Source organism: Streptomyces flavusporus, from assembly GCF_046267975.1.
Lineage (GTDB): Bacteria > Actinomycetota > Actinomycetes > Streptomycetales > Streptomycetaceae > Streptomyces > Streptomyces flavusporus.
Genome location: NZ_CP176503.1, coordinates 7,196,218 through 7,208,188 on the forward strand (window position 1 = coordinate 7,196,218; position 11,971 = coordinate 7,208,188).

10 protein-coding genes are annotated in these 11,971 nt (G+C 72.1%); 6 read left to right on the forward strand and 4 right to left on the reverse strand.

The features are described 5' to 3' along the window. Positions 1–7 precede the first annotated feature (7 nt). From ACKTSN_RS33990 to ACKTSN_RS34000, 3 genes are all read left to right on the forward strand, one after another. Positions 8–622 carry an SAV_6107 family HEPN domain-containing protein gene (locus ACKTSN_RS33990; RefSeq protein WP_409472618.1) on the forward strand — a complete coding sequence of 205 codons (615 nt, stop codon included), beginning with the start codon at positions 8–10 and terminating at the stop codon, positions 620–622. Between the two features lie 86 nt (positions 623–708). Further along, complete coding sequence (locus tag ACKTSN_RS33995) at positions 709–1,479, forward strand: methyltransferase (RefSeq protein WP_409472619.1); 771 nt, start codon at positions 709–711, stop codon at positions 1,477–1,479. Between the two features lie 276 nt (positions 1,480–1,755). Beyond that, positions 1,756–2,151, forward strand: a complete 396-nt coding sequence (locus tag ACKTSN_RS34000) for a DUF3040 domain-containing protein (RefSeq protein ID WP_409472620.1) — start codon at positions 1,756–1,758, stop codon at positions 2,149–2,151. A gap of 107 nt (positions 2,152–2,258) precedes the next feature. On the opposite strand, the gene ACKTSN_RS34005 is transcribed toward ACKTSN_RS34000, so the two are convergent. From ACKTSN_RS34005 to ACKTSN_RS34020, 4 genes are all read right to left on the reverse strand, one after another. Next, the gene (locus ACKTSN_RS34005) at positions 2,259–4,754 is read right to left on the reverse strand and encodes a transglutaminase TgpA family protein (protein ID WP_409472621.1); all 2,496 of its coding nucleotides are present in this window, start codon (positions 4,752–4,754) and stop codon (positions 2,259–2,261) included. Continuing rightward, a complete protein-coding gene (locus ACKTSN_RS34010) occupies positions 4,754–6,127 on the reverse strand; it encodes a DUF58 domain-containing protein (protein ID WP_409472622.1) in 1,374 nt (457 codons plus the stop codon). The genes ACKTSN_RS34005 and ACKTSN_RS34010 overlap by 1 nt, the downstream gene beginning before the upstream one ends. Next, positions 6,127–7,161 carry an AAA family ATPase gene (locus ACKTSN_RS34015; RefSeq protein WP_409472623.1) on the reverse strand — a complete coding sequence of 345 codons (1,035 nt, stop codon included), beginning with the start codon at positions 7,159–7,161 and terminating at the stop codon, positions 6,127–6,129. The genes ACKTSN_RS34010 and ACKTSN_RS34015 overlap by 1 nt, the downstream gene beginning before the upstream one ends. A gap of 241 nt (positions 7,162–7,402) precedes the next feature. Continuing rightward, the gene (locus ACKTSN_RS34020) at positions 7,403–7,951 is read right to left on the reverse strand and encodes a beta-class carbonic anhydrase (protein WP_409472624.1); all 549 of its coding nucleotides are present in this window, start codon (positions 7,949–7,951) and stop codon (positions 7,403–7,405) included. Positions 7,952–8,372: 421 nt separating this feature from the next. Here ACKTSN_RS34020 and rsmH point away from each other — a divergent pair, with 421 nt between their 5' ends. The 3 genes from rsmH to ACKTSN_RS34035 are packed head-to-tail and all read left to right on the forward strand — an operon-like array spanning position 8,373 to position 11,926. Next, positions 8,373–9,329 (forward strand): 16S rRNA (cytosine(1402)-N(4))-methyltransferase RsmH, encoded by a 957-nt coding sequence (rsmH, locus tag ACKTSN_RS34025; RefSeq protein WP_409472625.1) that lies wholly within the window; start codon positions 8,373–8,375, stop codon positions 9,327–9,329. Positions 9,330–9,377: 48 nt separating this feature from the next. Then, positions 9,378–9,962, forward strand: coding sequence for an FtsB family cell division protein (locus ACKTSN_RS34030; protein ID WP_409472626.1), 585 nt, complete (start codon positions 9,378–9,380; stop codon positions 9,960–9,962). 5 nt (positions 9,963–9,967) lie between these two features. Continuing rightward, a complete protein-coding gene (locus ACKTSN_RS34035; protein WP_409472627.1) occupies positions 9,968–11,926 on the forward strand; it encodes a peptidoglycan D,D-transpeptidase FtsI family protein in 1,959 nt (652 codons plus the stop codon). Positions 11,927–11,971 lie beyond the last annotated feature (45 nt).

Consider the following 11,971-nt stretch of genomic DNA (forward strand, 5'->3'; position numbering starts at 1 on the left):
GTTCGTCATGGCCAACTCGTCCGCAGCCGCCGCACGCCGGCGCCGCGCCACCGGCCCTGCCCCCTCACTGACCGGCCCGGCGAGCGATGTGCACCCCGTGCTCCGCCGGGCCACGGCCCCGCCCGCCGCCCTCGACCTGCTCGCCCAGGCCCGTGCCGGACTCGACGAGGCAACCGTCCTCGAAACGCCGAACGAGCGCTACGCGACGGCCCACCTCGCCGCCCTGCGCACCGCCGCCGCCGTCCTCGCCGCGCGGGGACGCCCGGAGACCAACCCCCGACGCCGGGCCCGGATCCGGAGCGCGTGGGAAGTGCTCCCCGAAATCGCGCCCGAACTCACGGAGTGGAGCGCCCTGTTCGCCTCGGGGGCCCGACGCCGCGCCCGGGCCGAAGCGGGCATCAAGGGCGCGGCCAGCCGCCGGGACGCCGACGACCTGATACGCGACGTGGCGATGTTCATCCGCCTCGTCGAGCGGATGCTGGTACTCCAGCCGGTCCTGCCCCAGCCAAGTCCGGACGCGGACGAGGCGGCGGACCGCGACCCCGGCTCGGATCACCACCAGGGCGGGACCACAGGAGTGACCAGGCAGGGCCGTGGAGGCAATAGGGTGGAGAGCGCCTGAAGCCATCCCCTCCCGCACCCCGGGTCCGGGAAGGCAGCCCGTTCGCTCCGCCCCGAGGCGGTGCCGCGCCGATGGAGTCAACTGCCGTGTCGGACCCGATGCGCCCCCGCGCTTCTCTCCGTACAGCCGTGGTCTGGGAGGTCCTCCAGGACGCCCTGGACCGCCGGGTCAAGGCCACGGGCCGGGAGTCGCTGGACGTCCTCGACACCGGAGGCGGCAGTGGCAACTTCGCGGTGCCTGTCGCCCGCCTCGGACACCGGGTCACGGTCGTGGACCCCAGCCCGAACGCGCTGTTCGCCCTGGAGCGCCGTGCCGCCGAGGCCGGCGTCGCCGACCGGGTGCGGGGTGTGCAGGGCGACGCCCACGGCCTGTTCGACGTGGTCGAGCGCGGCGGCTACGACGCGGTGCTGTGCCACGGCGTCCTGGAGTACGTCGACGACCCGGCCGAGGGCATCCGCAACGCGGTGGCCGCGCTGCGCCCCGAAGGCGTCCTCAGCCTGCTCGCCGCCGGTCTGGGCGGTGCCGTCCTCGCGCGCGCCCTCGCGGGCCACTTCAAGGAGGCCAAGCAGGCCCTCGACGATCCGCACGGCCGCTGGGGAGCCGGCGATCCGATGCCCCGCCGCTTCACCGCCGACCAGCTGACCGAACTGGTCGAGGCCGCCGGCCTCCGGGTCGGCGCCGTGCACGGCGTACGGGTCTTCGCCGACCTCGTGCCCGGAGTGCTGGTGGACACCGAGCCCGGAGCCATGGACGCCCTGCTGAAGCTGGAGGCCGCGGCGGCCGAGGTGCCGGCGTTCCACGCGGTGGCCACGCAGCTTCATGTGCTCGGCGAGACGCCAGGGGCTGCCGAAGCCTGAGCAGCCTGCCGGGGCGCGCCGCTGATCAGCGCGTTGGTTGCAGATGGAGTACGCCACAGGCCCCCCGATCGGGGCCTTCCCGCCGTATGATCGAGGGAGACCGACCGGCATGACGGGGCGGCCGTCGGGGAATGGAAGCCTCAGCGGGCCGGTCCGACCATGGCGGATTCCGGTTGGCCAAATGGCGCAGAGGGGCGGGTTTCACGGGGGCGATTCCCTGCCTATCCTGAAGGGACCCCCGGGTCGCCCCGGCGACTGCACGATGAGGAGGACTCCGTGCCGCTCTCAGAGCACGAGCAGCGCATGCTCGAGCAGATGGAGCGAGCGCTGTACGCCGAAGATCCCAAGTTCGCGACAGCGCTTGAGGGAAGCGGGCTGCGTACGTACACCCGGCGACGGGTCTACCAGGCGGTCGCGGGCTTCCTCGTAGGTATCGCGCTCCTCATGGCCGGAATGGTCGCCAAGCAGGTCTGGCTCAGCGTGGTGGGCTTCCTGGTCATGCTGGGCTGCGCGGTACTCGCCGTGACCGGCTGGCGCAAGGCCCCCAGGCCGGGGGAACAGCCCGCCGACGGTGGTCAGCAGGCCGGCCGTCAGGGACGCCAGCGACGCTCGATGATGGATCGCATCGAACAGCGCTGGCAGCGACGCCGCGACGAACAACAGGGCCATTGATTCCCACGATCAGCTCCCGATGACGTAGGTGAGGGGTTGCCGCCCGACGGGCGGCAACCCCTCACGCATGCCCTGACGGGGCCACGGCTGTCTGTCGCCCTGTCGCCTCAGCCGCTCTGCTGACCGGACGGGCGCCGTACCAGCGCCGCCCAGCGGGTGGCCAGACGGGCCTTGACGGCCGCCCAGCGGTCGGTGAGGTCCCAGACGGCGCGGATGGCCGAACGGGGCGCGACGACCGCCCGCACCCGGGTCCGCCAGCCCGCCCTGGACCCTAGCGCCACGCGCAGCCTGCGCACCTCGTCCGCCAGCCCGGCCTCGGCCCGCGGCCGTGGTGCGAACAGCACCTGCTCCACGGCACTCGCCACCCGGTGCACCGACTCGGCCGTCCGTTCGTCCAGATGCCCGAGCCGCACGATCCGGGCGGCCGCCTTCCGCGGAGTCAGCGCGTCGTCCGGCACGATGCCGTAGTCCCAGGCCGTGTCCGTGAGTTCGCGCCACACCGCCAGCACATGTCCGGCGGTCACCTCGGCGACGTGCTGCTCGGAAGGCTCCACCTGCAGAGCCGACGCCTCCACCACGTCGCCACGGCCCGCGCCGCCCCGCTCCCTGGTGAGCACACCCTGCGCTGCCGCCGCTGTGTGCCGGGCCGACGCCAGCCGCACCGACCGCCTTCTCAGCCGCCACAACATCGGCAGCAGCGGTATCACGACCACCGCCAGCCCCAGGAGTATCCAGCCCGCGGTCTGATACCAGGGCCGGCCCTCGTCGTCCGAGGTCCCCGGGTCCAGCGGCAGCGCCCCACCGCACACCTCGAGCCGCTTGTCGTCCGCCGAGCAGCTCTCGCTCGTCGACGGCGCCGCCGAAGGAGCCGCGTCCGCCGAGCTGGAGGCCTCCGGCAGGTCCGGGACACTGCTGCCCGGTATCTCCGGCTGCGTGTATGTGGGCGTCGTGCCCCGGTTCGGCGTCGGCTCGAAGCGGGTCCAGCCCACGCCCTCGAAGTACAGCTCGGGCCATGCGTGCGCGTCGCGCAGCCCCACCGTCACCGTGCCGTCCGCCTGCGGCGTACCGGGTGCGAAGCCCACCGCGACGCGGGCCGGTATCCCGAGCGTGCGGGCCATTGACGCCATCGCGAAGGAGAAGTGGACGCAGAAGCCCCGCTTGTCCCGCAGGAAGCGGGCGATCGCGTCGGAGCCGCCGCCGACCTCCACCTCGGTGTCGTACTGGAACCCGCCGGTCAGGGCGAAGTGCTCCTGGAGCTTGACCGCCTGCTCATAAGGGTTGGCCGCGCCGTCCGTGATCTGGCGGGCCGTCCTCGACACCACGGACGGCAGGGAATCGGGCACCTCGGTGAACTCGCGCTCCAGGGCGCCGGGCGGCGCCGGCGCCGAGGCGAGCTGCTCGGCGGTCGGGCGCACATCGAGGCTGGTCACCTCGTAGTTCGCGCCCCGGGTGTTCTGACCGTGGTCGCCGACCAGCGTCATACCCACCGGCTCGTACCGCCAGCTGCCGTCGACCTGCACGCCGCTCGGCGGGTACGGCATCGGCAGCCAGTCCTGCGCATACCAGTCCGCGGCAGCGACGCGCGTACGGACCTCCGAGCGCCGGACGTCGGGTCCCAGGCCGGTGGGCGTGGGCAACTCGTCCGGCACCGCGACGATGTTCCGGCGGGACGGCTTCCAGGTCGTGCCGTCGAAATCGTCCAGCGAGACGATCCGCAGGTACAGGTTGGAGATGTCGTTGGTGCTGGTGCGCACGGTCATGACCGTGCGGTCCTCGTCGACGTTCAGACTGTCGCGCAGCGACACCAGCGGGTTCACCGCGGAGATCGTGCCGCCGCCTCCGCTGCCCGAGCCCACGCCCGTCCCGGCGCTGTCCAGCAGTCCGCCGTTCATGGCGGGCAGGGCCAGCGGCACCACCAGGGCGACGCCCAGCGCGACCACGCCGATCCGCCGCCCGGTGCGCACCGGCGCCACCGGAGAACCGGGCTCCCCGCCCGGAGTGCGCGGTGCCCCGCCGAAGACCCGGCCCCACTGCGAGAGCCGCTCCCGCCCCTCGGCGAGCAGCAGCATCAGATAGCCGGCCGCCGCGATCAGGAACCACACCCAGCCGCCGGCGCCGTCGGACAGCCCCGCGGCCACCGAGTACAGCGCGAGCAGCGGCAGCCCGGCCGGAGCCGCGCTGCGGAAGGTCACCGCGAGGACGTCCACGGCCAGGCCGATCACCAGAACACCGCCGATGAGCATCAGCTTGATGCCGTCGGACAGCGGCGCGGGGATGGCATACCGCCCGACGTCGTCCGTGCCCTGCTGGAGCAGGTCGGCGAAGTGCACGAAGGCGTCCGGACCCGGGAGCAGCCCCGCGAGCGCGTACTCCCGGGCGAACACCAGGGTCAGCAGCATCAGCGTGACCAGAGCCTGCACGGCCACCGTCAGGGGGCGGGCCAGCGGCACCCGCCGGGCCGCCGCGCCCACGCCGGCCTGGATCGCGAGCAGCACGGCCGCCTGCAGGAACCACATGGGTTCGTCGACCAACGGCAGCAGGGCGCACGCGGCCATCAGCGTCGCCGCCGTCGCGCACAGCGCCATACGTGCCTGCCCGCTCATCAACGCCCCTCCCCGCCGCTGGCCCCGCCCGCCGCCACAATGCCCGTACGCTCGCGGTCGGCCTGACGCCACAGGTCGTGCAGCGAAGCGCCCCGCGGAACGCTCACGACCGTCCAGCCGGCCTCGCGCAGCATTCGCAGCCGCTCCTCGTTCCCGTCCAACGGGCCGGGCACATCGGTCGGTTCCCGCCGCCATGCCTCGCTGTCCAGGACGAAGGCGAGCGCGCCGCCGCTGCGCTGGCGCATCTTCGCGGCCACCGTGGCCTGCTCCTCGTCGAGGTCGCCGAAGAAGGCCACCAACAGCCCTTCGTTCCCGCCGCGCAGCACGTCGTAGGCACGGGACAGGCCGGTGCCGTCGGAGTGGTCGATCACCGCGAGGGTGTCCATCATCAGCCCCGCCGCGTCCGCCGACTCCTGGCTCGCGCCCGCGAACCCGTCGGCACCCTCACCGGGCACCGAGCTGCCGGTGTCCGTCAACAGCCGTACGGAGAAGCCCCGTTCGAGCATGTGCACCAGCACCGACGCGGCGCCGCCCACCGCCCACTCGAAGGCCGAGTCCGGGCCCGCACCGCGGAAGGCTATGCCCCGGGTGTCGAGCAGCACCGTGCAGCGGGAACGCTGCGGCTGTTCCTCGCGGCGCACCATCAACTCGCCGTACCGGGCGGTGGAGCGCCAGTGCACCCGGCGCAGGTCGTCGCCGTAGCGGTAGCCGCGCGGGATCACGTCGTCCTCGCCGGCCAGGGCGAGCGAGCGCTGCCGCCCGTCGCCGTACCCCTTCGCCTCCCCGCTGAACCGCACCGGCGGAAGCGGCTCCACGCGCGGGATCACCGTCAGCGTGTCGTACGTCGAGAAGGACCGGGTCAGCTCACACATCCCGAACGGGTCGGTCAGGCGCAACTGCAGCGGGCCCAGCGGATAGCGGCCGCGCAGATCGGAGCGGACCCGGTACGACACCTCGCGGCGGCCGCCGGCCTCCACCCGGTCGAGTACGAAGCGGGGGCGCGGGCCGAGCACGTACGGCACCCGGTCCTGGAGCATCAGCAGACCCGTGGGCAGCCGCGAGACGTTGTCCATCCGCAGATGGACGCGGGCCTCGGCACCGGCGGACACGCGCGCGGGGGAGAGCCTGCGGCTGCCGGCGACCCGGTAGCGGGTGCGGTACAGCACCGTCGCGCACACCAGCGGCAGGACCGCCAGCAGCAGCCCCACCCGGAGCAGGTCGCTCTGGCCCAGGACGTAGGCGCAGACGGCGGCGGCGACCCCGGCGGCCAGGAACGAGCGGCCGCGGGTGGTCAGACCGGCCAGGGCCGTGCGCACGCCGCCCTTGTCGCCCCGGTCGGTCTCGGCATGGCCCGGGCCCGCCGCGGTGGACATCACAGCCTCCGGGGCGGCTGCTGGCCGTAGGCCGGCGAGCCGTGCCCCAGGCCGAAACCGTTCTGCTGGGGCGCCGCCGGCACGGGGGTGTGCTGCAGGATCTCCTGGACCACCTGCTCCGCGGTGCGGCGGTTGAGCTGGGCCTGGGCGGTGGGCAGCAGACGGTGGGCCAGCACGGCGACGGCGAGGGCCTGCACGTCGTCCGGCAGGGCGTACTCCCGGCCGCTGAGGGCGGCGGACGCCTTCGCCGCGCGCAGCAGGTGCAGCGTCGCGCGCGGGGAGGCGCCGAGTCTGAGGTCGGGGTGGTTGCGCGTGGCGGCGACCAGGTCCACGGCGTACCGCCGGACCGTGTCGGCGACGTGGACGCCGCGTACCGCCTCGATCAGCTTCACGACCTCGTGCGCGTGCGCCACCGGCTGGAGGTCGTCCAGCGGGTTCACCCCGCCGTGCACGTCCAGCATCTGCAGCTCGGCCTCCGCGCTGGGGTAGCCGATGGAGACACGGGCCATGAAGCGGTCGCGCTGGGCCTCCGGCAACGGGTAGGTGCCCTCCATCTCGACCGGGTTCTGCGTGGCCACCACCATGAAGGGGCTGGGCAGCTCGTAGGTCTGCCCGTCGATGGTGACCTGACGCTCCTCCATCGACTCCAGCAGCGCGGACTGCGTCTTGGGCGAGGCGCGGTTGATCTCGTCGCCGATCACGATCTGCGCGAAGATCGCGCCCGGCTTGAACTCGAAATCCCGGCGCTGCTGATCCCAGATCGACACACCGGTGATGTCCGAGGGCAGCAGGTCGGGCGTGAACTGGATACGCCGCACCGAACAGTCGATGGACCGCGCCAGCGTCTTGGCCAGCATCGTCTTGCCCACCCCTGGGACGTCCTCGATCAGGAGGTGCCCCTCGGCGAGCAGTACGGTCAGCGAAAGCCGTACGACCTCGGGCTTGCCCTCGATCACTTCTTCCACCGAACTGCGGACCCGATCCACGGTGGCAGTCAGATCAGTAAGGCTCGCTCGATCGTCATAGGTCGTCACCCGGCCCTCCTCGGCCCGTTCTTTCTTACGGGCCGACGCTCTGTGACGCGTAACCGGCCCACCCCGAAACACGGACACCACGCGTGAAAAGTTCCGCGCGACGCCACAACCCGCATTCTTGCTGCCGTTACCGATTCGTGTCACTCGCCTGTGGACAACTGGCCGCGATATGTCAGGCCTTACGACAGTTTGTTCCATCCGAAGCCCGGGGTTCTCGGAAACCGAGAACCCCGGGTGACGGTCACGCCGGGTCGATCTCGCGCAGCAGACCCGTCCGCACGTCGAAGACAAAGCCGCGCACGTCGTCGGTGTGCAGCAGGAACGGCGAGGTGCGCACGCGCTGCATCGACTGCCGTACGTCCTGGTCGACGTTCCGGAAGGACTCCACCGCCCAGGCGGGGCGCTGGCCCACCTCCAGCTCCAGCTCGGTGCGGAAGTCCTCGGTGAGGCTCTCCAGACCGCATCCGGTGTGGTGGATGAGGACGATGCTGCGCGTGCCGAGCTTGCGCTGGCTGATGGTGAGCGAGCGGATCACGTCGTCGGTGACGACACCGCCCGCGTTGCGGATGGTGTGACAGTCGCCGAGCTCCAGGCCGAGCGCGGCGTGCAGGTCGAGCCGGGCGTCCATGCAGGCCACGACGGCCACGTGCAGGACGGGACGGGCGTCCATACCCGGGTCGGTGAAGGCGGCGGCATACCGCTCGTTCGCCTCGACGAGACGGTCGGTGACAGTGCCGACGCGCGTTATGGCGTCCTCGGAGCCGGCGGGAACCGATGCGGAAGTCGTCATGGTGACGACGGTACTGGTCACCGGCGATCTGGTCCTGTTGTGAGGGAGGACAAAGAGCGTCATCACGCCGTGTTGTGAGCTAACCCACAGGTGTGAGAAGGGCGCACCCGTTCGAGTGGTTCTTTCCGGTTCGCCGCTTCCTCGCCGTCGGCCGCCGCGACGCGCAGGCCGGTTGATTGACCGCGAGACAGGGTGGACTAAAGTGACGCGAAAGCGGGAGGCGAGGCTCTCCCCGCTGGACTGAACTTCCCGAAGACCCCGGCGCTGCTGCCGGAGATCTCCCCACGTGCGCGGCGCGTACGTACGGCTCGGCCTCCACCCGCTCCCGGCCGGCTGACGCTTCCGGCGCCGGCAGGCCTCCCCTTCACGAGCGGGCGGGGACCCGGCGGTGCGTACCGCCCGCCGGACCTGAGAGGGCCCCTTGAGCAAGAGTCGACACGTCCCGGTGATGCTCCAGCGGTGCCTGGACCTGTTGGCCCCCGCCCTCCAGGCCCCCGGAGCGGTCGTCGTCGACTGCACGCTCGGCCTCGGCGGCCACAGCGAGGCGCTGCTCGCCCGCTTCCCCGAGGCCCGGCTCGTCGCCCTCGACCGCGACAAGGAGGCGCTGCGCCTGTCCGGCGAGCGCCTCGCCCCGTACGGCGACCGCGCCACGCTCGTGCACGCCGTCTACGACGAGCTGCCCGACGTCCTCGACCGGCTCGGCATCGCGCGTGTGCAGGGCGTTCTGTTCGACCTCGGAGTCTCCTCGATGCAGCTCGACGAGGCCGACCGCGGCTTTGCCTACGCGCAGGACGCCCCGCTCGACATGCGCATGGACCAGACGACCGGCATCAGCGCCGCCGAGGTCCTCAACACCTACCCGGCCGGCGAACTGGTGCGGATCCTGCGCGCGTACGGCGAGGAGAAGCAGGCCAAGCGGATCGTCGCCGCCGTCGTACGCGAACGGGAGAAGGAGCCGTTCACGAACAGCGGGCGGCTCGTCGAGGTGATCCGGGACGCGCTGCCGCAGGCCGCCAAGCGAACCGGCGGCAACCCGGCCAAGCGCACCTTCCAGGCCCTGCGTATCGAGGTCAACGGCGAACTCTCCGTGCTGGAGCGCGCGATCCCGGCCGCTGTGCAGGCCCTCGACGTGGGCGGGCGGATCGCCGTGCTGTCGTACCACTCGCTGGAGGACCGGCTGGTCAAGCAGGTGTTCGCGGCCGGCGCCGCCAGCACCGCGCCGCCCGGGCTGCCGGTCGTGCCCGAGCAGTACCAGCCCCGGCTCAAGCTGCTCACGCGCGGTGCCGAACTTCCCAGCGAGGAAGAGGTCGCCGAGAACCGCAGGGCGGCCCCGGCGCGACTGCGCGCGGCCCAGCGCATCAGGGAGGACGTCGAGTGAGGCTGCGGCAGAGGCGGGCGTTCGGGTTCCGAGCCCGGGGGAGGGCGAGTGAGTAGGAAACCCGAACCGACCAGGAAACCCGAGCTGAAGGGGAGGGCCGCCCGCCTCGCGCGGCTTCTTCCCACCGGTCGGGGGCAGGCCGCCCGGACTCCGTTCGTCCTGCTGGTCGTCCTTCTGCTGGGCGGCGGTCTCATCGGACTGCTGGTGCTGAACTCGGCACTCAGCGAAGGGTCGTTCCGACTCGACGACCTGCAGAAGGAGACCAAGAACCTCACCGACGAGGAACAGGCCCTCCAGCGGGACATCGACGCCTACTCCGCCCCCGACGCCCTCCAGCGCCGCGCCCGCGAGCTCGGCATGGTGCCCGGCGGAGACCCCGCCTTCCTCGACCCCGACGGCACCGTCAAGGGCGTCCCCTCCGCCGCCGAGCCGGCCTCCGCGCGCACGCCCCTCGTCCTGGCCCCGGAAGCGATGACCGCCGAGCCCCCGCCGGGCGCGGCCAGCCCGACGCCGTTCGGCTCCCCGGCCCCGAGCCCCACCCCGGCCACTCGCACGGCTCCCGCCACACCCCGCTCGGCATCCATCCCCACACCCCGCTCCACCTCCACCCCGACCACGACCCCCGGCAGGTGACGGAAGTGACCGACAGGGAAGCGCCGCACCGCCGCGTGCCCGGACCCGCACGGCCCGACCGCTCCGGCAGCGCACGGCGCCCCGGCCCCGGCGCCCGCCCGGCCCGCCGTCCGGCCCCGCCCCGCTCTCCGGCACCGCGCGTCATCCGGCTCGGCAGCCCCCGGCCCCGCCTGCGCATGGTCGGCCTGGCGCTGACCCTCGTACTGCTCGTGTTCGTCGTACGGCTGCTCCAGGTGCAGGCCGTCGATGCGAGCGCATACGCCGCGAAGGCCGAGCGGAACCGGTACGTGGTGCACACCCTCGCCGCCCAGCGCGGCGAGATCACCGACCGCACCGGCGTGGCCCTGGCGACCAGCGTGGACGCGTACGACATCACGGCCGACCCCACGCTGTTCACCCCCGAGCAGCTGAAGATCGACGACGGGCCCGAGCAGGCGGCCGCCCTCCTCGCCCCGATCCTCGGCCAGGACCAGGCCGAGCTCGCCCGCAAGCTCCGGCCCGAGGACAAGAAGCTCCGCTACGTCAAGCTCGCCGGCCGGCAGACCCCGCAGGTCTGGAAGCAGATCAAGGACCTCAGGACCGCGCTCGCCGCCAAGGCGGAGACCGACAAGAGCACGGTCAACGTCCTCGCCGGTGTCCTCGCCGAACCCAGCAGCAAGCGCGTGTACCCGAACGGCGACCTGGCCGCCGGGATACTGGGCTGGGTCAACGCCGAGGGCAAGGGCGGCGGCGGCATCGAGCAGCAGCTGAACGAACAGCTGGCCGGCGAGGACGGCAAGATCCGCTACGCCCAGTCCGGCGGCCACCAGGTGCCCACCGTCGGCTCCACCGAGACCCCCGCGGTGCCCGGCTCCGACATCGAGCTGACCATCGACCGGGACATCCAGTGGGCCGCGCAGAACGCCATCGCCGAACAGGTGAAGGAGTCCAAGGCGGACCGCGGCTATGTCATCGTGCAGGACACCCGCACCGGCGAGATCCTCGCCATGGCCAACTCACCCGGCTTCGACCCCAACGACCTCACCACGGCCGACGCGACCGCCATGGGCAACGCGGCCGTCCAGGACGCCTACGAGCCCGGTTCCACCGCCAAGGTGATGTCGATGGCCGCCGTACTGGAGGAGAACGTCGCCACGCCCGCCACGCATGTCGTCGTACCCAACCGGCTGCACCGCGGCGACCGGCTCTTCCGGGACGACATCGACCACGAGACCTGGTACCTGACGCTCAACGGCGTGCTCGCCAAGTCCAGCAACATCGGCACCATCCTGGCGACCGGCCAGCTCGGCAAGAACCAGGTGGAGGCCAACCGGGTGCTGTACAAGTACCTGCGCAAGTTCGGCATCGGCAGCTACAGCGGGCTCGGTTTCCCCGGCGAGACCAAGGGCATCCTCGCCTCCCCGGACACCTGGTCGACGTCGCAGCAGTACACGATTCCTTTCGGCCAGGGCGTCTCCATCAACGCGATGCAGGCGGCGTCCGTCTACTCGACGATCGCCAACGGCGGCGTCCGCGTCGAACCCTCGCTCGTGCGCGGCACGCAGGGACCCGACGGCGTCTTCACGCCCGCCCCGAAGCCCGAGAAGACGCGGGTCGTCAGCGAGAAGACGGCCAGGACGCTTGCCCGGATGCTGGAGTCGGTCGTCGACGACGAGGAGGGCACCGGCACCAAGGCCCGTATCCCCGGCTACCGGGTGGCGGGCAAGACCGGCACGGCCAACCGCGTGGATCCGGCCACCGGCAAGTACCGCGGCTACACCTCGTCCTTCGCCGGATTCGCACCTGCGGACAAGCCCCGTGTCACCGTGTACTGCGCCATCCAGAACGCCACCAAGGGCAGCTACTTCGGCGGCCAGATCTGCGGCCCCGTCTACAAGAAGGTGATGGAGTTCGCCCTGAAGACCCTCCAGGTCCCGCCGACCGGGACGCCGCCTGCGAAACTCCCGGTCACCTTCAAATCTTGATCAGCGGCGAGCAGCCGGAACCATCCGTTCAGCACCGAGCACCCA

What these genes read in the sequence shown, in the direction of transcription:
- ACKTSN_RS34005 (WP_409472621.1), bottom strand. Translation starts at nt 4,754, where the DNA reads ATGAGCGGGCAGGCACGTATGGCGCTGTGCGCGACGGCGGCGACGCTG.
- ACKTSN_RS33990 (WP_409472618.1), top strand. Translation starts at nt 8, where the DNA reads ATGGCCAACTCGTCCGCAGCCGCCGCACGCCGGCGCCGCGCCACCGGC.
- ACKTSN_RS34020 (WP_409472624.1), bottom strand. Translation starts at nt 7,951, where the DNA reads ATGACGACTTCCGCATCGGTTCCCGCCGGCTCCGAGGACGCCATAACG.
- ACKTSN_RS34010 (WP_409472622.1), bottom strand. Translation starts at nt 6,127, where the DNA reads ATGTCCACCGCGGCGGGCCCGGGCCATGCCGAGACCGACCGGGGCGAC.